This is a genomic window from Bradyrhizobium sp. Arg237L, assembly GCF_029990105.1.
Classification (GTDB): Bacteria; Pseudomonadota; Alphaproteobacteria; order Rhizobiales; family Xanthobacteraceae; genus Bradyrhizobium.
The window spans coordinates 25,480-48,545 of record NZ_JAQMIL010000068.1; the positions used below are offsets into that span (position 1 = coordinate 25,480).

The 23,066-nt window shown below is 61.1% G+C and carries 18 protein-coding genes; 11 read left to right on the forward strand and 7 right to left on the reverse strand.

All coding sequences use genetic code 11. The features are described from left to right. Positions 1-378 precede the first annotated feature (378 nt). The 4 genes from OZ411_RS32435 to OZ411_RS32450 all read right to left on the reverse strand — a co-directional run bounded on the left by OZ411_RS32435 (position 379) and on the right by OZ411_RS32450 (position 2,878). Entirely contained in the window at positions 379-924 is a 546-nt protein-coding gene (locus OZ411_RS32435) for a carboxymuconolactone decarboxylase family protein (RefSeq protein WP_130578683.1), read from the reverse strand. Between the two features lie 36 nt (positions 925-960). After that, on the reverse strand, positions 961-1,194 hold the full coding sequence (locus OZ411_RS32440; RefSeq protein WP_349017052.1) for a nitroreductase family protein: 234 nt from the start codon (positions 1,192-1,194) through the stop codon (positions 961-963). Positions 1,195-1,210: 16 nt separating this feature from the next. Continuing rightward, positions 1,211-2,128, reverse strand: coding sequence for an NADP-dependent oxidoreductase (locus tag OZ411_RS32445; RefSeq protein WP_282531203.1), 918 nt, complete (start codon positions 2,126-2,128; stop codon positions 1,211-1,213). Between the two features lie 258 nt (positions 2,129-2,386). Next, positions 2,387-2,878 (reverse strand): OsmC family protein, encoded by a 492-nt coding sequence (locus OZ411_RS32450; protein ID WP_130578685.1) that lies wholly within the window; start codon positions 2,876-2,878, stop codon positions 2,387-2,389. 1,010 nt (positions 2,879-3,888) lie between these two features. Between OZ411_RS32450 and OZ411_RS32455 the strand changes: the two genes are divergently transcribed. The 3 genes from OZ411_RS32455 (at position 3,889) to OZ411_RS32465 (ending at position 14,514) form a co-directional block, all read left to right on the forward strand. After that, on the forward strand, positions 3,889-5,055 hold the full coding sequence (locus OZ411_RS32455; protein ID WP_282531213.1) for an efflux RND transporter periplasmic adaptor subunit: 1,167 nt from the start codon (positions 3,889-3,891) through the stop codon (positions 5,053-5,055). Next, positions 5,052-8,225, forward strand: a complete 3,174-nt coding sequence (locus tag OZ411_RS32460) for a multidrug efflux RND transporter permease subunit (RefSeq protein WP_282531204.1) — start codon at positions 5,052-5,054, stop codon at positions 8,223-8,225. Before OZ411_RS32455 ends, OZ411_RS32460 begins: the two co-directional genes overlap by 4 nt. 403 nt (positions 8,226-8,628) lie before the next feature. Then, positions 8,629-14,514 (forward strand): AAA family ATPase, encoded by a 5,886-nt coding sequence (locus tag OZ411_RS32465; protein ID WP_282531205.1) that lies wholly within the window; start codon positions 8,629-8,631, stop codon positions 14,512-14,514. Here OZ411_RS32465 and OZ411_RS32470 read toward each other — a convergent pair. Then, positions 14,509-14,901, reverse strand: a complete 393-nt coding sequence (locus OZ411_RS32470; protein WP_130578687.1) for a response regulator — start codon at positions 14,899-14,901, stop codon at positions 14,509-14,511. The two genes, OZ411_RS32465 and OZ411_RS32470, sit on opposite strands and share 6 nt — an antisense overlap. Before the next feature lie 231 nt (positions 14,902-15,132). Between OZ411_RS32470 and OZ411_RS32475 the strand changes: the two genes are divergently transcribed. The 4 genes from OZ411_RS32475 (at position 15,133) to OZ411_RS32490 (ending at position 18,148) form a co-directional block, all read left to right on the forward strand. Beyond that, a complete protein-coding gene (locus tag OZ411_RS32475; protein WP_282531206.1) occupies positions 15,133-15,768 on the forward strand; it encodes a response regulator in 636 nt (211 codons plus the stop codon). 288 nt (positions 15,769-16,056) lie between these two features. After that, positions 16,057-16,443 (forward strand): winged helix-turn-helix domain-containing protein, encoded by a 387-nt coding sequence (locus OZ411_RS32480; RefSeq protein WP_282531207.1) that lies wholly within the window; start codon positions 16,057-16,059, stop codon positions 16,441-16,443. Positions 16,444-16,456: 13 nt separating this feature from the next. After that, complete coding sequence (locus OZ411_RS32485; protein ID WP_130578690.1) at positions 16,457-17,347, forward strand: LysR family transcriptional regulator; 891 nt, start codon at positions 16,457-16,459, stop codon at positions 17,345-17,347. A 399-nt stretch (positions 17,348-17,746) separates the two neighbouring features. Continuing rightward, on the forward strand, positions 17,747-18,148 hold the full coding sequence (locus tag OZ411_RS32490) for a hypothetical protein (protein WP_130578691.1): 402 nt from the start codon (positions 17,747-17,749) through the stop codon (positions 18,146-18,148). A 272-nt stretch (positions 18,149-18,420) separates the two neighbouring features. Here OZ411_RS32490 and OZ411_RS32495 read toward each other — a convergent pair whose 3' ends face one another. Next, positions 18,421-18,648 (reverse strand): hypothetical protein, encoded by a 228-nt coding sequence (locus OZ411_RS32495; protein WP_282531208.1) that lies wholly within the window; start codon positions 18,646-18,648, stop codon positions 18,421-18,423. A 126-nt stretch (positions 18,649-18,774) separates the two neighbouring features. Between OZ411_RS32495 and OZ411_RS32500 the strand changes: the two genes are divergently transcribed. From OZ411_RS32500 to OZ411_RS32515, 4 genes are all read left to right on the forward strand, one after another. After that, positions 18,775-19,344 carry a hypothetical protein gene (locus tag OZ411_RS32500; RefSeq protein WP_282531209.1) on the forward strand — a complete coding sequence of 190 codons (570 nt, stop codon included), beginning with the start codon at positions 18,775-18,777 and terminating at the stop codon, positions 19,342-19,344. Positions 19,345-19,698: 354 nt separating this feature from the next. Continuing rightward, a complete protein-coding gene (locus tag OZ411_RS32505; protein ID WP_130578693.1) occupies positions 19,699-21,324 on the forward strand; it encodes a GMC family oxidoreductase N-terminal domain-containing protein in 1,626 nt (541 codons plus the stop codon). Between the two features lie 26 nt (positions 21,325-21,350). Further along, entirely contained in the window at positions 21,351-21,866 is a 516-nt protein-coding gene (locus tag OZ411_RS32510; RefSeq protein ID WP_130578694.1) for a DNA starvation/stationary phase protection protein, read from the forward strand. 152 nt (positions 21,867-22,018) lie between these two features. Then, positions 22,019-22,603 carry a DUF3095 family protein gene (locus OZ411_RS32515; RefSeq protein WP_130578695.1) on the forward strand — a complete coding sequence of 195 codons (585 nt, stop codon included), beginning with the start codon at positions 22,019-22,021 and terminating at the stop codon, positions 22,601-22,603. A gap of 140 nt (positions 22,604-22,743) precedes the next feature. Here the strand turns inward: OZ411_RS32515 and OZ411_RS32520 are convergent, their stop codons facing one another. Then, positions 22,744-22,905, reverse strand: coding sequence for a hypothetical protein (locus OZ411_RS32520; protein WP_282531210.1), 162 nt, complete (start codon positions 22,903-22,905; stop codon positions 22,744-22,746). Positions 22,906-23,066 lie beyond the last annotated feature (161 nt).

Genomic DNA, 23,066 nt, shown 5'->3' on the forward strand with positions numbered 1-23,066 from the left:
CGCCAGGCAAGAATCTACAGGATCAGCGCGTTACACTCTGTGGGCGGACGTTCCATTTGAGAACGTCGGAAACCATGCACACTGAGAGCTCCCGAAAATATACTGCGGAGAGCCTCGAGCGGCTCGTCCACCCTGGCGGATGAAGGGTAGCCGAGGCTTGGCAGCACGCGGAGGGCCTATTCGGCCTGTTCGGACTCATTCGCTACTGAACAGCCGATCGTCGAATTGCGGTCCATTTATGTGCCGGCTGAATACATCTTATTTGGACGGAAATCCGGGTGATGACGACTGCCGTATTGACGGACTCGGGAGGGAAGTAGTGGTTGCCTTGCAATGCTCCGAGCACCCTAGGAGATGGTCGATGCGACCGCATAGAGTTCAGATCGAGCCAGCAGGCGCGACGACGGGAAAGTCCTTCTCGGGATCGAACACGTTATTGAAAAAGTTCGTCAGGGAGTACATGGCAACCAGCGCGACGATCTCCATGACGTTCGCATCCGTGTAGCCGGCATCGCGGACGGCTTTCAGATCGGCGTCACTGACCTTGCCGCGGGTATCGATCACTTTGCGCGCAAACCGGATGGCGGCGTCCCGCTTCGGGTCGCTGGCATGGCCCTTCCGAGCGAGAATGATTTCATTGGCCGGCAGCTTGGCCATATGATCGGCCGTAAAGCTGTGAACCGTCAGGCAGTAGTCGCAGCCATTCACTTCGGAGACAGCGAGGCCGATGCTGTCACGCGTCTTCACGTCGAGCGTCTTGCTCATGGAGCCGAGCAGGGTGGCCCATGAGTTGAAGGCGATCGGGCTTGCCGCGAAGGTCGCCATCATATTTGGGGTGAACCCGATGTTCTTGGTGAACATATCGAGGGTCGGTTTCGAATCGGCCGGCACCTGCTCCGACCTTAGAGCGGCACATCTTGGCATCGTAGTCTCCCCAACTTATTGGTTTTACAAACAGAATTATACGAGATCCAGCACATCGGCGACCGGACGGCACGGCCTCTGCGGCCAGTTTCCCGGACGCTCCCCTATTGACAACAGCATGACCGGTACTTCGTCCTCAGCCAGTCCGAACTCGCGGTGCACTACTTCGGCATCGAAACCGATCATCGGCGTCGAACCCAGGCCTAGCGAGCGGGCCTCATAGATCATCGCAGCTGCGCCGAAGGATATGACGCAGCCGGCCGCGTGCATCGAAGGCGCGCGTCGTTCACGGGCGAACGCGGATGATCGTCTTCCCGCTGATCCGCTTGGTCGGATTGAAGGCAGCGACGGCATCGTCGAGGGTCGAGACGTTGCCGATGTTCGTCCGCAGTCGTCCGTCCCGCAGCCGCTCGACGATCTTACTCAGTTGGGCACGATCGGACTCAACGACGAAGTCGACCGCCAAGCCGTCGGCGGGCCGCGCCTCGCTCGGCCCGACGATGGACACCAGTGTTCCTCCAGCTCGAATCAGGCGGGCGGAACGCTTCCCGATGTCGCCGCCGATGACATCGAACACCAGATCGACTTCGCCGATGTCCTCGAGGACGTCGTTCTCGAGGTCGACGAATTCGCGCGCGCCGAACTCGAGCGCCTTCTGACGATCAGCGGCACGTCCGGTGCCGATGACGTAGGCGCCGCCCAATTGTGCGAGTTGCGTCACCATGGACCCGACTGCGCCGGCCGCGCCGTGCACGAGGACGCTCTGCCCCGCCTGAAGGCGGCCGTGCTGGAACAGTCCCTGCCACGCGGTGAGGCCCGAGATTGGCAGACTCGCGCCCACCGCGAAGTCGACGTCACCCGGGAGCGGCGCGAGGTTGCGCGCCTCCATTGCTACATACTCCGCCAGGGTGCCGTCGCGATACCAGTCGGCGAGGCCGAACACTCGCTGTCCCACCGACAGCCCCGTTGTGCCATAGCCGAGAGCGGTGACTACCCCGGCCAGCTCGTGGCCGGGGATCGACGGTGTCCGGTCACGGTCGAGGCGGTCGGTCCATGTCGAGGGCCACGTCAGCTCAGTAGGGACGAATCCCGACGCATGAACTTGAACGACGACGTCGTTGATCGCCGCTTGCGGCTCGGGCCGCTCCACGAGCCTCATCCCGGCAGTTCCCGCAGCCTGGTCCGTTACGACGATTGCCTTCATCATCCACCTCCCTGTGTGTGGTGTGTCGTCATCTTTCGAGTTCTCTTGCAGACGAGCAAAAGTACGATCGTGAAAGTCGATGGTCCAATGACCCGTGGCTATGGAATCGATGCCATCGACGCGAAAGATCAAAGCCCGCCAGCGGTGAGCCGCGGAGCGAATGCCCCGCGAGGCGTCGCGGGTTCACCGAACTGGAGACCCTGCGGGTATGATTGGCCGCGGTACCCCGGGTGCAGTGATCGACTGCACGAGAGACGCTCAATCCGGAGTGATATTCGGGATCGGGAGTTGTGCCAGATCATCCTCGTAGCTGGCCTGAGGGCTTTCGTTGTGGCCGGGAGTTGTAACGTCCAGGCGTGTGGTAATATCCGCACTAATGCCGAGAATTTGGCCTACGGGACAGAGGTTTGCGGCTTCCAGCAAGAATGCGCGCTGCTGCGCGTCGAGTTCTCCCCCCAGCACGAGGGTGCGCTCGAACGAATCTCTTTCGCCCTGGGCGCCGTGGTGGAAGCTGACGCCCACCTCCACCCGCTCCAGCGGTAGTTTCTGGCGCCGAGCCTGAAAACGAACGCTCATAGCGGTGCATGCGGCGAGAGACGCGCTGAGAAGGTCGTAAGGATTGGGACCGGAAGAAATGTGGCCGCCGCCATCTGGGCCGCCGACAGGAAACCGAGATTCGCCGACATGGCCAACCAGCGCGCCATGATTGGTGGGGTCGCTTGCGACGACGACTTCGCGGATCTTGGTCATGATAAGGTCCCGATCGTTCGAATGATTGATCCACCGGCTTCGACGAGTGTGTACGCCAGTGGCAGCGCAAAATAATTCTTAGCGTTCGTGCGAGCTCTCAGTGCTGCGTCCGCTCCAGCCAGTGCGTTCAGCAAGTAAATCCGGCGACCATTCGGGTAAAGCTATCATGTCCATAACCGCCAGGAATGCTCCGTGAAGTCAGTGTCGAAGTCCCGGTGAGCAAATCCGTGAACGCGTGTAGCGGGCTTGATGGTGTTTCCGTTCACGAACAATGCATTGACTTCCAGCGAGCCGAAGTCCCAGTCGGACAGAATGCGAACGAGCGCACCGCTTTCCAACTCGGCCCCCACACTATTGAGGCCCGAGGCGACGACGCCGCGACTGAACGCGACTTAGAAGTCTCTGCAGAATGAAAACGTCGCGGTTTCGAGTGCTCTGCGGATTGTGGCATTCCTCGCTACGGCGTCACGCTCGCGCGGCGAGCGACAATAACGACTGTTTATCGACTCCATGGCGAGAGGTGATTTCCGTCGCCGGCTTTGCAAGGTCATTCTCCAAAGCATCGTCGAGCCGAAACTTGCGGTTCCGCGATCGACACGCGGAACACGATGGAAGATTAAAAGGCAGTGGGTCGATATGCAAAGCAACGACGTAATTGAAATCGTCGCGCCCTTGGGCACGCTGACATTACGAGAAGTGTTTTGGCAAGTGCGTTCGACTCCAGTTTGACGACGAAGCCGGTTGGGCCAAGGTTCGAGTCTCGGTTAGGTTCAGGGATTTGTCCGAGAGAGCGACAGCGCCATCGAAATCAAGTTCGAGATCGGCATCGGAACGGCGGTGCGAATGCTGCCGCCTTTATTGAGACCGGCCGACGGTAGCCGTGCGACCTGTCCAATTCAATTGCAACATTCTAGGTCCTTGGAGAGACGGAAGTGAGTACGACTGGCAGAACCGAGCCTCCGGCTCCGGCGCGCGGTTCGTTTCGTCGCCTTCGATGCGGCGGCGCGCCGATCGGTCTGCTGTTCGCGCTGGCGCTCGCTGGCTGCGACGAGAAGGCGCAATCGCAGGCGGCCGCGCCTCCGCCGCCTCCGGTGACAGTCGCGCAACCGGTCAAGCGTACGGTCACCGACTGGGACGAGTTCACCGGCCGCTTCGAGGCGATCGAGGAGGTCCAGGTCCGCGCCCGCGTCGGCGGCTTCGTCAACAGCGTCGAGTTCAAGGACGGTGCGATCGTCCATGCGGGCGATCTGCTCTACATCATCGATCCGCGCCCGTTCGAGGCGGTCGCGTCGCAGGCCCAGGGCCAACTCGACGACGCGCGGGCCAAGGCAGAGCTAGCCAAGCGTGAACTCGACCGTGGGCTGAACCTGGTCCAGACTAGCGCAGTTTCCGTACAGGTCGTCGATCAGCGCCGTCAGGCCTTGCAGGCGGCTTATGCGGCCGAGACGCAGGCCGAGGGTGCACTGAAGGCCGCGCAGCTCAATGTCGAATTCACCCACGTGCTGGCGCCGATCACCGGCCGCGTCAGTCGCCATCTGGTGACCCCGGGCAACCTCGTGCAGGGCGCCGATAGCGGCGCGACGTTGCTCACCTCGATCGTGTCGCTCGATCCGATCTACATCTATTTCGACGTCGACGAGGCGACCTATCAGCGCAACAGCAAGCTGTGGTTCGAAGGCAAGCGGCCGAGTTCGCGCGATACGTCAAATCCCGTGCAGGTGACGCTGACCGGCGAGACAAAGCCCTCGCATGAGGGGAAGATGGACTTTCTCGACAATCGACTGGACATCTCGACCGCGACGCTGCGTAGCCGCGCGGTGGTTCCGAACAAGGATCTCTCGATCCTGCCGGGGCAATTTGGTCGCGTCAGGATCATCGGCTCGTCACCCTACGAGGCGCTGCTCCTGCCCGACACGGCTGTTGCCACCGACCAGTCGCGCAAGATCGTGTTCGCGGTCAAGGACGACAATACGGTGGCGGCAAGGCCGGTGGTGCTCGGACCGCTTGATGAGGGCCTGCGCGTGATCCGCGAGGGTCTCAAGGCCGAGGATCACGTGATCGTCGACGGGCTGCAGCGCGCCCGCGTCGGCGCCAAGGTGACGCCGCAAATGGTCAAACCCCCGGCAGGGGATAGGCCGCCAGCAGGCGGCCAGCCCGCGGCAGGTGCCAAGCCATGAATCTCGGCAGGCTCTCCATCAACCAGCCCATCCTGGCGATGGTGCTGTCGATCGTGCTCTTGATCGTCGGCGCGGTCGCCTACCGGACGTTGCCGGTCTCGGAATATCCGCAAGTGGTGCCGCCGACCGTTACCGTCACCACGCAATATCCGGGCGCCTCGGCGCAGACCGTCTCCGACACCGTCGCCGCCCCGATCGAGCAGGAGATCAACGGCGTCGAGGACATGCTGTATCTCTACAGCCAGGCGACCTCAGACGGCCAGCTCACCATCACCGTCACCTTCAAGCTCGGCACCAACCTCGACACCGCCCAGGTGCTGGTGCAGAACCGTGTCGCGATCGCGCAGCCGCGGCTGCCGGAAGAGGTGCAGCGCAACGGCGTGACCACGCGCAAGAACAGTCCGGACATCCTGATGGTCGTGTTCATGCTGTCGCCCGACGACACGTTCGATCAGCTCTACATCTCCAACTACACGCTGCTGCAGGTCCGCGATCAGCTTTTGCGGCTCGACGGCGTCGGCGACATCCAGATGTTCGGCGCGCGCGACTACTCGATGCGGTTGTGGCTCGATCCCGACCGGATCGCCGATGTCGGTCTGACATCGAGCGAGGTGGTGGCCGCGATCCGCGCCCAGAACCTGCAGATCACCGGCGGACAGATCGCCGAGCCGCCGATCGCCGATCGCGCATTCCAGCCGAACCTCGTCTTCACCGGCCGCCTCAAGGATCCCAGGCAGTTCGAGGACATCGTGGTGAAGGCCGGCTCCGACGGCCGTACCGTGCGACTGCGCGACGTCGCTCGCGTCGAGCTCGGCGCGCTGTCCTACACCACCAACAGCTTCATCCTGCGCAAGTCGGCCGTCGCAATGGTGGTGACGCAACGGCCCGGATCGAACGCGCTCGCCACCGCGAAGCATATCTCCGACACGATGGCGCAGCTCAAGACGAGCTTCCCGAAGGGGCTCGACTACAATATCGGCTACAACCCCACCGAATTCATCGCCCAATCGATCCATGAGCTGATCAAGACGATCTACGAGGCGATGGCGCTCGTCGTCATCGTGGTGCTGGTGTTTTTGCAGGGGTGGCGGCCTGCGATCATCCCGATCATCGCGATCCCGGTGTCGCTGGTCGGCACCTTCGCGGTGATGGCGGCGCTCGGATTCTCGATCAATAATTTGACGCTGTTCGGTCTGGTTCTCGCGGTCGGCATCGTGGTCGACGACGCCATCGTGGTGGTCGAGAATGTCGAGCGACATCTCCAGAACGGTATGAGCCGGCGCGAGGCGGCGCTCAAGACCATGGAGGAGGTCGGCGGCGCGCTGGTCTCGATCGCACTCGTGCTGTGCGCGGTGTTCGTGCCGACAGCCTTCCTCGGCGGCATTTCCGGACAGTTCTTCCAGCAATTCGCCGTCACCATCGCGGTCGCGACCGCGATCTCCTGCTTCTGCTCGCTGACGCTGTCGCCGGCACTGGCCTCGCAGATCCTTACTCCGCACGAGGAGAAACGTCCGCCGGCGCGCTGGAACATCATCGCGCGCGGCTGGGACAGCTTTACTGCGCTGTTCAACCACATCTTCGATCGCCTGGCGCTCTGCTACGCGGCCGCCGCCGACGTTGTGATCCGGCATACGGTGGTGATGCTTGTGATCTATCTCGCGCTGATCGGCAGCGCCGGCTGGCTAATCGCTACCACCCCGCAGGGCTTTATTCCCGCGCAGGATCGCGGTTACCTCATCATCTCGGCGCAATTGCCAGGCGCCGCGTCGCTGGCGCGGACCACTGCGGTGGTGCGCGAGATCGAGCGAATCGCGCTGGATACGCCGGGCATCGTTCGCGTGGCGGCTTTTGCCGGCTTCTCCGGCGCGACGCGCACGCAGTCCGGCAATGCGGCGGCGCTGTTCCCGGTGTTCGATGAGCCGGAGGCCCGCCAGAAAAAGGGGTTGTCGGCGAATGCCATCACGGCCGAATTGCGCAAGCGACTGTCGGTGATCCAGGGCGCTTTCATCATCGTCATTCCGCCGCCCGCGGTGCCGGGTATCGGCACGAGCGGCGGCTTCACCATCCGCGTCCAGGATCGGCAGGGGCGCGGCCCTGAGCTGCTGGCGGCCGCGACCGACGAGCTCGTCGCCGCCGCGCGGAAGTCGCCAAACCTGACCTCGGTCTTCTCGCCATTCACGGCGAATACGCCGCAGCTGTTCGTCGACATCGATCGCGTCAAGGCGCAGAAGCTTGGGGTGCCGATCGCCAACATCAATGACACCATCCAGACCTATTTCGGCTCGACCTACGTCAATGACTTCAATTTGTTCGGGCGCACCTATCACGTCACCGCACAGGCCGATCTCCCGTTCCGCAAGGAGACCACCGATCTCGCGCGGCTGCGTACCCGCAACGCCGCCGGCGACATGGTGATGCTCGGCAGCGTCGTGGACTTCAAGAACATCTCGGGCCCCGACCGTGTCGCGCGGTACAATCTCTACTCGGCGTCCGAGCTGCAGGGTGAGCCGGCACCGGGCGTGAGCTCGACGACGGCGCTCAACACCATCAAGCAACTGGCTGACGAAACATTGCCGAGCGGCTTTTCCTTCGAATGGACCGATCTGTCCTATCAACAGGTGACGGGTGGCAATGCCGGCCTCTATGTGTTCCCGATCTGCGTGCTGTTCGTCTATCTGGTGCTGGCGGCGCAATATGGCAGCTGGAGCCTGCCGTTCGCGGTGATCCTGATCGTGCCGATGTGCCTGTTCGCGGCCACCATCGGCGTGCGCATCATGGGCCAGGACGTTAACATCCTGACCCAGATCGGCTTCGTGGTGCTGGTGGGACTTGCGGCCAAGAACGCGATCCTGATCGTCGAGTTCGCGCGCGACATCGAGGCCGAGGGCAGGTCGCGGCTGGAGGCTGTTATCGAGGCCTGTCGGTTGCGGCTGCGGCCGATCCTGATGACGTCGTTCGCCTTCATTTTCGGCGTGCTGCCCCTGGTGGTGTCGACCGGTTCCGGCTCGGAGATGCGCCAGGCGGTCGGCGTCGCCGTGTTCTTCGGCATGCTCGGCGTCACGCTGTTCGGCCTGATCTTCACGCCGATCTTCTACATGGTGGTGCGCAACCTCGCGGAAGGCAAGAACGAGGGCAAGCCAACCCAGACGACCGCGGCCGCGGCGGAGTGAGTCGCGGCGGCGCCGATGCGCGATGAAGCCGGAACACTATCTCAGTTACACTGAGGAGCGCGGAACGCGCCTGGGCTCGACGACGTACCGTCTCTGCCGAGGCCAGCATGCGCGCCAGCATCGGAAGGATTTCCGTTCCAAGATCGGTGAGCTGCGTCAGCTGGCGCTCGGGATGGCTGAGTTCCAGCTCGAGTCTCGGCACCCTCAGGGCGGGTAAATCGCTCCAAATTGCTGCTAAACGAAGGAGGATCCGCGTCCGCCGTACCCGGCAAGATGGAGGGCGGCTGGCATTTCTCGGGCGATGGAGTACGATTTCTCCAGGCTGGAGAGGGGCCGCGCGTGCGGCACGCGAAGAGCTTGATCAGCCGACTTCAAGCCGAAGCTCGACGCCGGAGTCTGACAGATGGTGCAGCAGCCGCTGAACGTCGCGTACTCGGATGGTAGCTCTCAGGTGTTGTGGGAGGACGGCGAGCGCGTGTTCAGCCGTGGCTGGCGACTGGACGACAATGGCAACCGCCTCGCCGTACTGCTTGTTGCCCCTGCCGCCGACCACCCGTCTCGGACAAGACTCGATCGCCTCACGCACGAATACGAACTGAAAGATGAGCTCGACGGGGCATGGGCGGCGCGGCCGCTGGCCCTCATGCGCGACGCCGGTCGGACCGCGCTGGTGCTCGATGATCCGGGCGGGGAGCCGCTCGATCGTTTGCTCGTTGGGCCCATGGAGGTAGGACGCTTCTTGCGCCTTGCTATCGCTGTTAGCTCGGCTCTGGGCAAGCTTCATCAGCGCGGGCTCATCCACAAAGACATCAAGCCAGCTAATATTGTGGTGGACTGCGCGGATGGACACGTGCGGCTCACCGGGTTTGGCATCGCATCGCGCCTGTCCCGCGAGCGGCAGGCGCCCGAGCCGCCCGAGACCATCGCCGGTACGCTTGCCTACATGGCACCCGAACAAACCGGGCGGATGAACCGTTCGGTCGACGCCCGCAGCGATCTCTACGCCCTCGGCGTCACGCTGTACCAGATGCTCACGGGCGTTCTGCCCTTCACGGCGGCCGATCCGATGGAATGGGTGCACTGCCATATTGCAAGACCACCGGCGCCGCCCAGCGAGCGGTTAAAAAACCTCCCAGCCTCCGTCTCTGCGATCATTATGAAGCTGCTCGCCAAGACTGCTGAGGAGCGTTACCAGACGGCTGCAGGCGCCGAGAGCGATCTACTGCGTTGCCTTGCTGAATGGGAAACCCGAGGCGATATCGACGAATTCCCGCCCGGGGAACACGACACTCCGGACCGGCTGTTGATCCCCGAGAAATTGTATGGTCGGACAGCCGAGATCGATACCCTGCTTGCCTCCTTCGACCGTATCGTCGCCGGCGGCAGGCCGGAGTTGGTGCTGGTTTCCGGATACTCCGGCATCGGCAAGTCCGCGGTCGTCAACGAGCTTCATAAGCCACTTGTTCTGCCCCGCGGTTTTTTTGCATCGGGCAAGTTTGACCAATACAAGCGCGACATCCCCTACGCCACCCTTGCGCAGGCCTTGCAGAGCCTGATCCGCCCGCTTTTGAGCAAGACCGAAGCGGAGCTGCGGCAATGGCGGGAGGCGCTGCTCGAGGCGCTCGAACCGAACGGTCGGCTCATTGTTGATCTCGTCCCGGAATTGAAGCACATCATCGGCGAACAGCCGCCGGTCCCCGAGCTGCCGCGACAGGATGCACAGGGCCGCTTTCAGCTGGTGTTCCGGCGATTTATCAGCGTATTCGCGCGGCCGGAACATCCGCTCGCCCTGTTCCTCGACGATCTCCAATGGCTCGATGCAGCAACGCTCGATCTGCTCGAGGATCTGTTGACCCGGCCGGATGTGCAGAACCTATTGTTGATTGGCGCTTACCGCGACAACGAAGTCGATCCCATCCACCCGCTGATGCGCAAGCTCGAAGCGATGCGCCAAGCTGGAGCGATATTGCAAGACATCGTATTGGCACCCCTAACCTGTGAAGACTTGGGACAACTAATCGCGGATTCTGTTCACAGCGAACCAGAGAGAATCACGCCGCTGGCGCAGCTGATCCACGAGAAGACAACCGGCAATCCGTTTTTCGCTATTCAGTTCATTTCTGCGCTCGCCGACGAAGCATTGCTCACTTTCGATTATGGCGAGGCTCGATGGTGCTGGGACCTGAATCGCATTCACGCCAAAGGTTACACCGACAATGTGGTGGACCTTATGGTAGGGAAGCTGAACCGCCTGTCCGCCGAAACTCGAAACGCATTGCAGAAGCTCGCCTGCCTGGGCAACGACGCAGGGTTCACCATGTTGCGGATCGTTTACCATGACTCCGCCGAGGAGATGCATGGCCAGCTTTGGGAAGCGGTGCGAGCAGGGCTGATCTTTCGTTCGGAAGATTCCTACAAGTTTCTCCACGATCGTGTCCAGGAAGCCGTCTACTCCTTGATCCCGGAGGAATCGCGTGCCGAAGCCCATCTCCGAATAGGGATGCTGCTCGCAGCGCAGACCCCTCCAGAGAAGCTGGAGGAGACGATCTTCGAAATCGTCAATCAGCTCAACCGCGGCTCGCATCTCATCACGTCAATTGAAGAGCTTGAGCGGGTCGCGGAGTTGAATTTCATTGCAGGTAGACGCGCCAAGACCTCGACAGCCTATGCCTCGGCGCTGAACTATCTGCTCTCCGGCGCGGCACTGCTGCCACGGGACTCTTGGGAGCGCCAGCACGACCTGATCTTTGAGCTGGAGCTGCACCGGGCCGAATGTGAGTTTCTCACTGGTGCACTGGCGGAAGCCGAGCAGCGCCTGGCGGTGCTGTCGGCCCGTGCCGCAACGACGATCGAACGAGCCCGCGTCACGTGCCTGCAGGTGGATCTTTACACGACCCTGGATCAGGGCAGCCGCGCGATCGCAGTCGGTCTCGACTATCTCCGCCACCTGGGTATCGACTGGTCGCCGCACCCGACGGAAGACGAGGCTCGGCGCGAGTATGAGCGGATCTGGTCCCAACTCGGCTCCCGCACGATAGAAAGCCTCATTGATCAGCCTTTGATGAGCAATGCCGCATCGCTCGCGACGCTCGACGTCCTGACGAAGCTCGGGCCGCCTGCACACTATACGGATGCGAAACTACGTTCGATGGTCATCTGTCGAGCAGTCAATCTCAGCCTCGAGGGCGGCAATTGTGACGGCTCGTGCTACGCCTATGCAGTGCTTGGCAGGCTTGCTGGACCGGAATTCGGCGACTACCAGGCGGGACTTCGATTCGGCCGTCTCGGCTATGAGCTGGTCGAACAGCGCGGGCTAAAGCGCTTCCAGGCCAGGACCTATTTGAACTTTGGATATTTACTCATGTTCTGGACGAGACATGTCCGGGAAGGTCGTGATCTGCTGCTGCGTGCGTTTGAGACGGCAAACCAGATCGGTGACCTCACTTTTGCGGCGTACTATCACACCCACCTGAACACGTATCTTCTCGCGGCGGGCGATCCGCTCGATAACGTGCAAGTCGAGGTCGAGCATGGTCTCGCGTTCGCGCGGAACATACGGTTCGGTTTTGCGATTGACTCCATAGCCGGCCAGCTTGGGCTGATTCGGACACTCCGCGGCTTGACGCCGATTTTCGGTTGCTTTGACGATGGGCAGTTTGACGAACGCCTACTGGAGTCCCGTTTCTTCAGGAACCCGGATCTGGCGTTGGCCGAGGGCTCGTATTGGACCCGCAAGCTGCAGGCACGCTTCTTTGCCGGCGACTATGCGGGTGCCCTCGAAGCCTCATTGAGGGCGCAACAGCTGCAGCCGACATCGGCGTCTTTTTTCGAATGCGCGGAATATCACTTTTACAGCGCGCTCTCCAGAGCAGCATGCTGCGAGTCCGCGGCGGCCGGCCAATGGCAGGAGCATGTCAGGGCACTAGCCGCGCACTACCGACAGCTCGAGGTCTGGGCGACGGCTTGCCCGGATAACTTCGAGAACCGCGCCGCACTCGTCGGGGCGGAGATCGCCCGGATCGAAGGCCGCGCGCTTGATGCCGAACATCTTTACGAGCACGCTATCCACTCGGCACACACGCACGGCTTTGTCCACAACGAGGCGCTCGCCAACGAAGTCGCCGCACGCTTTTATGCCGCGCGCGGGTTCAAGAAGATCGCGCATGCCTATCTGCAGGACGCGCGGTACGCATACATCCGTTGGGGAGCCGACGGCAAGGTACGCCAACTCGACGAGTTGTATCCGCACCTCAGGGAGGAAAAGCCGGTTGTCGGCCCCACAAGCACGATCGGGGCACCCGTCGAACAACTGGATCTAGCTACTGTTATCAAAGTCTCCCAAGCCGTGTCGGGCGAGATCGTTCTAGAAAAACTGATCGACACGCTGATGCGCACAGCGATTGAGCACGCGGGTGCCGGGCGAGGTCTGTTGATCCTTGCGGTAGGTGACGGGTATCGGATTGAGGCGGAAGTCACGACCAGCAATAATACGGTGACCGTCGGTCAGCGACAAGCAAGTGTAACCGCTGCAGATCTGCCGGAGTCCATCCTACACTACGTGATCCGGACGAAAGAGAGCGTTCTTCTCCACGATGCCGCAGCCGCGAACCCGTTTTCCGCCGATAAGTACATTCATCAGCATCACGCCCGTTCAATTCTCTGTCTGCCGTTGCTCAAACAGGGCAGACTGGCCGGTGTACTCTACCTCGAAAACAACCTGACGGCCCACGTTTTCACACCTGACCGCGTCACAGTGTTGAATGTGCTTGCGTCGCAGGCGGCAATCTCGCTGGAAAATTCGCGGCTTTATGACGACCTCGCGGACCGGGAAGGGAAGATTAGGCGTTTGGTCGACGCCAACATCATTGGGATCCTCATTGCCGACCGCGAAGGGCGGATCCTCGAAGCTAATGACGCGTTTCTACGCATCGTGGGATATGACCGTGAGGACCTGGTCTGGGGGCGCCTGCACCGGACTGGGCTGACCCCGCCGGAGTGGCGCGAGCTCGACAAACGTGCCTGGGAAGAACTGAACTCGACTGGAAGGCTTCAGCCCTTCGAGCAAGAATATTTTCGGAAAGACGGCAGCCGCGTGCCTGTGCTTATTGGCGCCGCGTTGTTCAAGGAAGGAGGTGACCAGGGCCTTGCGTTCGTCCTCGATCTGACCGAGCGCAAGCGCGTCGAGGAAGCGCTTAGCCAAGCACAGAGACTCAGCCGCACCGGCAATTGGATCTACAACGCGACAACGAAGCGTTACCTCTATTGGTCGGACGGGAGTTACAGGATCTGGGGGTTTGATCCGCTGCAGGGCCTTCCAAGTCGACAAAGTATGTGGGAACGCATTCACCCAGAGGACCGCGACAGAGTGTGGGGAGCGGTTCAGGAGGCCGTGCGCCAGAAAAGAGATTTCATGGCCGAGTTCAGACTCCTCCTACCTGATGGAACAATCAAATGGGTCGAAGGAACCAGCTACCATGTGTTTTCCCCCCAGGGCACGGTGAGTGAGGTTATCACCACAACCGTCGATGTGACGGAACGAAGGCGAGCACAGGACGAACATGAAAAGCTGCGCCAGCTCGAGTTGGATTTCGCCCACATGAACCGCGTGAGCATGATGGGAGAATTGGCCGCCTCACTGTCTCATGAAATTTTGCACCCGATCGCTACCGCTCGCAACAACGCCCGTGCAGGGACGCGCTTTTTGGAAATGAATCCGCCAAATCTGGATGAGACCAGGGAAGCGCTCGCTTGCGTTGTCAGGGACACGGACCGAGCCAAGGATATCGTCGGACGGATGCGTGATCACATCAAGAAAGCGCCTCCGCGAAAGGAGCGTTTTGATCTCAATTCGGCTACCAACGAAGTGATTCTACTGGCACAAAGCGTGATCCACAGGAATGGCGTCTCGGTCCAGACTCTGCTTGCGCACGGTGTGGTTCCGGTTCTGGGAGATCGCATTCAGCTCCAACAAGTCTTGCTGAACCTGATTCTGAACGCGGCTGAAGCGATGGGCTCGGTTGAGGAAGGGGTAAGAGAGCTGTTGATCAGCACCGAGCAGGATCAGGCAGGCGCCCTCGTAGCCGTACGCGATTCTGGGCCCGGCATTGATGCGCAGCATCTCGATCGAGTCTTCGACACCTTTTACACCACGAAGTCCAGTGGAACAGGGATGGGGTTGTCGATATGCCGCTCCATTATCCATGCTCATGGGGGCAAGTTGTGGGCGGAAGCGAACGAACCTCGCGGCGCCGTATTTCAGTTCACTCTGCCGGCGGACAACGACTCATGAATTGTCCTCAATCGGCGTACTCGGCTGCAGAGCCGAACGCAGGCATCGCTCGAGATAGTCGTCGTCCACTGGCTTGCTGAGGTAGTAAACAATCCCATCCTTTAGAGCCCGATCCTTGACGACCTCATCGGGGTAGGCGGTAACGAGGATCGTCGGGATCGCGTACCCTGCATCGACCAAATGCCTGTGCAGCTCGACTCCAGTCATTCCGGGCATGTGAACGTCGGCGATCAAGCAGGTGGTTTCCGGCAAAAAGCGTGACGCCAGGAAATCGGCTGCTGACGGAAACGCCTCGACAGTGTAGCCCATTAACACTACGAGCTTTCGCATTGACTCACGATAGAGCTGATCATCGTCGACGATGGCTATCAGTGTTCGGTTCAACATTGCCGGTTCCAGGCGTCTTCCTCGCTCCACTACACTGGCGGCATACCTCGCGCCTGCATGCAATTTCTAGTGTCCGGGACATTTCCCAATAATGCAATGACCGCGCCCGTAAGCGATGGCTTAGGCTTCCGGCTATCCGCTTAGACAAAGAGACCTGTTCATCTTGACCAATTGTGCGTAGAGTGACGTCGGAAATGGGGAAAATGGGCTTCCCCACGCAGGATACCGAGAATGGGTGAGGCAAATCCCTGTGTCTTGGTTATCGATGACGATCCCGAGTTTCGCGAGTCGGTCGCGCGGCTGTTGCGGACAGTCGGTTTACCTGCCCGACAATTTTCGTCTGTTCCCGAGTTTCTCAAGGCCGATCCGCCGGACGGTCCCACTTGCCTGGTGCTCGACGTGAGAATGCCGGGGCGAAGCGGTCTTGAGCTTCAGCGCGACCTTGTCGCCGCAAACAGGCAAGTGCCGATCATCTTCATCACGGCGCACGCCGACGTGCCGATGACCGTGCAGGCGATGAAGGGCGGTGCGATAGAGTTCCTTACAAAGCCATTCCGTGATCAGGATCTGCTTGACGCCATCGAGGCCGGCCTCGCTCGCGATCGCGCCCGTCGAGAGAGTGATAGCGCATTGGCTGTGCTCAAGGAGCGCTTCGACATGCTCAGCTCCCGTGAGCGTGAAGTTATGCTCGGCGTCGTGGCCGGTCGCCTAAACAAACAGATTGCCAACGATATCGGCATCGCCGAATCCACGGTGAAGGTGCATCGCGTGAACCTGATGCGGAAGATGAAGGCACGTTCGCTTCCCGAACTCAGCCGGATGGCGGACATTCTTAATCTAAGACTAGAGCACCCGCAGAACCCCTGAGCCGGAACGGCATGTCCTCGGCGTTTTCGTGCGAGGGCGCCATCTACTCGCAAATTGCGTCCACCGCATTTTTCTGCGCCGCTGATCCTCTTCCTTAGGTGCACATCCGGCCAACGGATTCGGGGCGCGAGGTTTGCGCCCTCACTTCTAAGCGATCGCTTAGCACAGGCAGCGACAAGCGAACCTTACAAGTACCTCCGCGCAATCGACCGCAGCGCTCCAAGCCATCAAAATGCGTCCAACAAGGCTCTCCTCGGAAAACCGCCTTTCCAGGCACGCGAGGTTATAATGCGCGCATTAATTGGTCGCTTGGCGCATCCCGAACCGGGATTTGACGTAAATTGTGTTTCTCAAACTCCGGATACGGACCAGGCCTTCTTTGTTCCACCAACTAAAGTTTCATCCGGACCGTTTCGCCTGCTTCCGACGCAGCTTCTTTTGCTGGAAGGCGAGAAGCCCGTGCCACTCGGAAGTCGTGCCCTGGAGATCCTGACTGTTTTGCTTGAACGCCGCGGTGAATTGGCCAGCAAGCAGGACTTGATGGCCCGATTTTGGCCCAATGTCTTGGTCGAGCCCGCCAACCTCACGGTCCATATGTCCGCGCTGTGTCGCGCGCTGCATGACGGCCGCGACAGGCATCGGTTCGTCAATCTCGCCGGGCTCGCAACAACCTGATGGAGAACAACCCATGGAGCTTCATCAGGTTCGCTACTTCCTCGCCGTCGCGTCCACACTCAACTTCACCCGCGCGGCCGAGCAGTGCAATGTCACGCAGCCCGCCCTGACCAAGGGGGTGCAGAAGCTCGAGCAGGAACTCGGCGGCCAGTTGATCTACCGCGAGCGCCAGCTGACCCAACTCACCGACCTCGGAAAGGAAGTCCTTCCGATGCTGGAGCGCACAGTGGCCTCGGCAGAGGCGGTGCGGCGCAGGGCCCAGGAGTTCCAACGCAAAGAGGTTGCGCCACTGAAGATTGGCCTGGCCCCTTCCATCTCAGCGTCGCTCGTCCTCGATCCGATCGCGGAGATCGCAAACTGCATCCCCGGACTTCACGTCGAGCTGCGCGAGGGCGTGGCGGAGAAGCTCGTCGACCTCTTGCTTGAAGGGGAGATCAACGCCGCAATGGTCGGGGACGTGCGGGACGTGCCTGCCCGTATCGACGACTGGTCGCTGTTCGAGGAACGCTACGTCGTGGTTCTCGCGCCGACACACCGGCTCGCAAACCGTCCCTCGATCAGCATCGACGACCTCCGTGAGACCGTCTTGCTGGAGCGCGTCGAATGCGACGTCGCCCCTAAGATCCAGCAGTCGTATTTCCCCGAGGAACCGCCTAACCTCGGCCACTGCAGCGGTCACGACTTGCACCTGCAGCACATGGCCGCCGCGGGCTTCGGCGTGATACTCGCGCCCGAGCACATGCCGCGCCTTCCGACGCTCAAGACCATTCCGCTCGAAGGCGACCCGGTTTCGCGCGAGGTGCGGCTACTGGCTGTGCAGGGGCGCCGCTACTCGCCGGCGCTGGACGCTTTCGTCAAGGTCACGCGGCTTCGCGACTGGTCGGTCGTCGCTCGGACGGCGTGAAATCGTGGAATGCGTCTAACGTCCGGGGAGAGCATGCGGCGCATGCGTTCACTGCGGCCGGTTCAAAAGCCACCCAAATGCGCTACGCATGAAGCGAACAATGCTGTCTTACCAAGCCTTCCCTGACCTCGACAGCCGGATACTGAAGCACCGCCCTCGGACACTCGCGGTCGACGCGCCAAACTAACCCGCTTCCATGGCGCCGGGCGAGTGGAATGGAAACGATAACGACCGGGCATTTCTAATGGTTGGCGTGCCGGCGTACCCTTACTGCTCGTCTAACCGGGCTGGCCCGTGACGGAGTGCTTGCCATCACAGGATCGCGAAATCGCCCTCTTGGGTGGATGCACTTTCCACGTCGCAAGGACCCGCTCGAGTAACCAAGCAGAGGAGTCTCCGATGTCGTTTCGCTTCATCACCAAGTCTATCCACGCCTACCTGATCGACTATCCTGTCGCGATCGTCTTGATCGCAGCTCCGTTCGTGCTGAAGCTCGGCCAAAGCGGACCGGTCGCAATGTGGCTTTCGGTTGTCGTCGGTGTGGCCGCGCTGCTCTTGGCCGCCCTGACCGACCATCCCACCGGTCTCGTCCACATCATTCCCTACTGGCTGCACCTTTGGGTCGATCGCGCCGTCGGGGTGGTCTTTGTCATTGCACCGTTTGCCTTCAAATTCGCAGGGCTCGACGCCTGGTACTATTGGGTCCTCGCTGCGGCAGTCCTGCTCACGACGTCGGTCCTGAACGCGCCTGAGGAGCCGGTTGCGATGCGTCCGGAATTGGGCAGGCGCGCAGCTGGCTGAAAGCTGCGAAGGCGTCGTCGAGACGTCGCCGATGTTCGTCTGCAGCCGTCGGTCACGGACCCGCGCGCTTGGGGCTGGGGCCGGGATCATTCTTGATAGCGCCGATGGTGGAGGGCTAATACGGCGCAAGCACTCGCCGGATCGGGCGGCTGATATTTACGGGGTTTAAGATGAACGCGTTTGCTCAGCCGCGGGACCGAAGCGCCGTGATCGGGCCACGCTTCGACTATTCGGCGCTGGCTCCCGCGGCGGCGGCCATTTGCTACCCTTTTCTACTCCGCGCCTTTCATGTCGTCGTTGGCACGCAGGCCGCAATACCTTCGCCTCTCGCAATTGTCGCCGCGACCTTGATCCTGGCCGTGGCGTTCGTCGTGCCGTTTCTCGCGCTCGCGCTCGCTTGCCGGTCCGACGCCGATCCATGGGCGCGGCGGCTCGCCTATGCCGGCGTAGCGACCCCAACGCTCTTCGTTTTTCTTGGCGTCGTTCAGGCCCTGATTCATAGCCCCATCCCCGACGAACTCGTGTGGTGCGTGCTTTGGCTCGCAATCGCGATCTGGTCACAGACCGCCGGCAATCCTGTCGCTGCGACGCGGCCGACCGTGGGGCGCTGGCGCATTGTCCACGGAATGACGGCGGCGGTCTTGTTTCTATATGTGGCGTTCCATCTAGCCAATCACTTGTTTGGGTTGATCGGCCCCGACGCACATGCGGCCGTCATGAAGGTCGGCCGCGTCGTCTACCGCTCTGACGTGGGTGAACCGCTGTTGGTCGCGGCCATGCTTTTCCAGATCGGCACCGGCCTGTTTCTGGCCTGGCGTTGGAGTGCCGCCCCGCAGGGCCTCCATCGGACATTTCAGGTCGGCTCGGGGGCCTACCTCTCGCTGTACATCCTCGGGCACATGAACTCCGTTTTCATCTACGCTCGTAGCTTTCTCGGTATACCGACCGATTGGAATTTCGCGATCGGAGCCCCGACCGGGCTCATTCATGACGCATGGAATATCCGGCTGTTGCCTCATTACGCGCTCGGCGTCTTCTTTGTCCTAAGCCATCTTACGTCGGGATTGCGAGTGGTGCTGATCGCGCATGGCGTCAATCGACGCGCCGCAAATCGTCTTTGGGGCGCGGGCGTGGCAATAAGCGCCGCTATCTCGGCCGCGATCATCGCGGGTATGTGCGGGGTTCGGATCAGCTAGGCGACAGCGGTAGTGTTGGTCCCGAGTCATGACGGCGCGGCCGGAGCCGGTGTGACACGCGGACCGCGTTTTTTGTTTCGTCGAGCGCGAGAGCACGTCTCGCGAAACGCTGCGACGCAGCTCTGGTACGTCACCGATGCCGGTGAGGCGAACGTCGCCAGGGCGACCTCGGGGAGCGACGATAACGATCGTCTATCGACTCGATGGCGAGAGGTGATTTCCCTCGCCGGCGTTGCAAGGTCACTCTTCAAAAGCATGGTCCGATCAATCTCAGGATCAGGAGCCGCGATGGCGCTGCGTCAGCGACGGGCGTTGATTGAACGATACAAATGCTATGAAAGAAAAACGGCACTGATGTCCCAGGAAGCCTACGATATTGTCATTGTCGGCGCGGGCGCGGCCGGCTGCGTTGTCGCGAGTTATCTCGCCGAACACACCGATGCGTCGATCGCGCTGATCGAAGCGGGCGACATGGATCGCGATCCGTTCATCCACATTCCGGCCGGCTTCGCCAAACTGCTGGCCCACGACCGGCATGTCTGGAAATACGAGACGGTTCCCCAGCACGGCACAAAGCGCGCATATCGCTCAGGCAAGGTACTCGGCGGCGGCTCCTCGATCAATGCGATGTGCTACGTCCGTGGTCAGATACGCGACTTCGCTGCGTGGCAGGACGCGGTCGGCGACACCGGCAAATGGTCGTATGAAGACCTGCTTCCCGTCTTCATGGCGCAGGAAGACAACGACACCTTCCACGACGAATATCACGGCATAGATGGTGGTCTGGCGGTCCAGTTGCCCAAGGGCATCAATAAGCTGAACCAATATTGCCTCAAGGCGTTCCAGGAATATGGGGTTCTCTATAATCCCGACTATAACGGCAAGAGCCAGATCGGCGTCTCGCCAGTGCAGTCGACGGTCGGAGATCAGCGCCGATGCAGCGCGGTCGACGCTTATCTGCGTCCGCACCTCACCTCGGGCCGCGTAACCCTTCTCACCGGCAAGACCGTCGTTCGCATCATCGTCGAGAACAAGCGGGCTGTCGGCGTTGAGTTCATGGACACGAGCCTGAAGAGGATCACGGCCGACGAAGTTGTGCTGTCGGCTGGCGCCGTCCATAGCCCGACGATCCTCATGCACTCTGGCATCGGGTCAGCCGAGCAGCTGCGACAGCATGGTATCGCGGTGATCGTCGATTCTCCGGAGGTGGGCGAAAATCTCCAAGACCACCCGATGGTACCGGTCCGTGTCTATGTAAAGGGCGATCTCGGCTATCAGGCTGCCGCGCAGGGCCTCGGTAGCGTGAAGGCGGGCTTGCGTTATCTCGTCACCAAGGATGGCCCGGCGTCGGGCAACGGCATCGAGACGGTGACTCACTGGAATCCGTCCGACTTCTCCGCCGAACCCACGATCCAATGCTATCACGCTCCTATCGTCGTGACCGAGCAACTCGGCCCGGCGGGCGACCGCTCGGGCATCACTTTCGAACTCGTGGTGCTTCAGCCCAAGAGCCGCGGCTGGGTGCGGTTGGCCGACAGCGACCCAACGTCGATGCCTCTCATCAACCCGAACTTCATCGGCGAGGAGGAAGACTTGAGGGCCGCGGTGGAGTCAGTGCGCGCGATCCGCAAGGTCATGGACCAGGAGTCGTTGGCGCCGGTGATCGAGGAAGAGATGGATCCCGGCCCACACGTCCAGTCGGATGCGGAGATCGGCGAATGGGTGAAGCGTGTCGTGACGACGATGTGGCACCCGGTCGGCACGTGCCGGATGGGCCAGGATGCGCGAGCGGTGGTCGACGCGAGGCTCAGGGTTCGCGGGGTCGACGGCCTCCGGGTGATCGATGCCTCGATCATGCCGAACATCACCAGCGGCAATACCAACGCCCCGACTCAGGCGCTTGCGCGCCACGCCGTGGCGATGCTGGTCGAGGATCTGAAGCGGACCTCCGGAGCTCCGGCGCGAGCCGACGTGGCCTAAGGTAGAACCCTGAAGGAGGGATCAAAATGAGTATGGAAGACGCGCGAAAGCGCCGCGAGGCACCACTCGACACGCCGAGCAATCTCGGCTCCAATGCCACCAAGCATATTTCGGCGGCGCTCACTGTGCTTCTGGCAGACGTGTTCGCGCTCTACGTCAAGACCAGGAACTTCCATTGGCACATATCAGGCCCGCATTTCCGGGATTATCACCTCCTCCTTGATGTGCAGGCCGCGCAGATTTTTGCGATGACGGACGACATCGCGGAAAGAACTCGCAAGATTGGCGGCACAACGATTCGTTCGATCGGCCACATCGCCAGAGTGAAGCATATCGAGGACAATGATGCTGGCTTCGTCACGCCCGAAGACATGCTGGCCGAGCTGAAGGAAGATAACCTGGCGCTTAGCCAGCGGATGCGGCAGACCCACAACGTCTGCGACGAGCATGGCGATGTCTCCACCGCCAGCCTGATCGAAAACTGGATCGACGAGGCGGAAAGTCGCTCATGGTTCCTGTTCGAGGCGACCAGGAGAGCTTGACCCCGAGCGCATGGCCACCCGCGAAGCTCGGGTGACTGCCTACGCTCCCGCAAAAATCCCGTCTAGGGCTTTGACGTTAGACTGGCGATTGCTGACCCTTAGTGAGTTAGCAGCTTCACCCTGAACTCCGACGACGACCGAAGGGAGTGCAAATGATGGTGGATGGATCAGAGCCAGCCTTCGAAGTCGGTCGTTTCCAGAGAAGGGTTGACCAAGAGGGCGAAGACGACCGCTTCTATCAGGCGCTTGTGCCCTTCGACACTTTTGATGACGTACTGCGGCGAGATCGGTATCGCCCTCTACCTCATGACTGGACCATCGCTGTTACGGACGTCAGCCATTCCACCGAAGCTATTGAACAAGGGCGGTACCGTGAGGTGAATACGGTCGGTGCGGCGGTTCTTGCCGCCGTGAGCAATGCACTACCCGACCTACAGTTTCCGTCCACGTTCGGAGGAGATGGCGCGAGCTTCGCCGCGCCCAGCGCCTATTCGTCCATCACCAAGGATACATTGGCAAAAACCGCCGCTTGGGCTGAAGACGCATTGGGTCTCACGTTGCGCATTGCGGTGATTCCTATCGCGGACATTCGAGCTCAGCATTTGGACGTCCTGGTAGCCGTTTCGCGCCCTCTTCGAACGTCACCTACGCGATGTTTGCCGGTGGAGGACTCGCCTGGGCAGAGCGCAAACTCAAGCAAGGCGACTACAGCTTTCCGCGCGCGCCCGTGGGAGTAACAGCCGATCTCACGGGTCTTTCGTGCCGATTTGCGCCGATCAGCGCCAAGAACGGCGTCATCTTTTCTCTTATCGTCGTTCCGTGCGATGATCCGACTTCGTTCGTGGAACTCATACAGGAGCTCCTGCGGACGCTCCGTTCAGATGAGTTGCCTGTCGAAGGCCCGCTCCCTGCATGGACCGGCGACCATCTTGATCATGCCATCAAGAAAGGCAGCCGAAAGATGCCCGTTGCGGCTTGGGCTGCGAAATGCTTGCGCGCCATTCTGACGCGGGTGGGAATTCCTATTGGTGGTTTTCATGAAGCTCAGTTCCGGCGAGAGCTTGTGGAGAATACGGACTACCGAAAATTCGATGACGGCCTACGTATGACAGTGGACTGCTCATCTGAATTCGCTGACGTCGTTGACGCACGCTTGGAAGAGGCTCAGCGGAGAGGAGCATGCGTTTTTGGAACGCATCG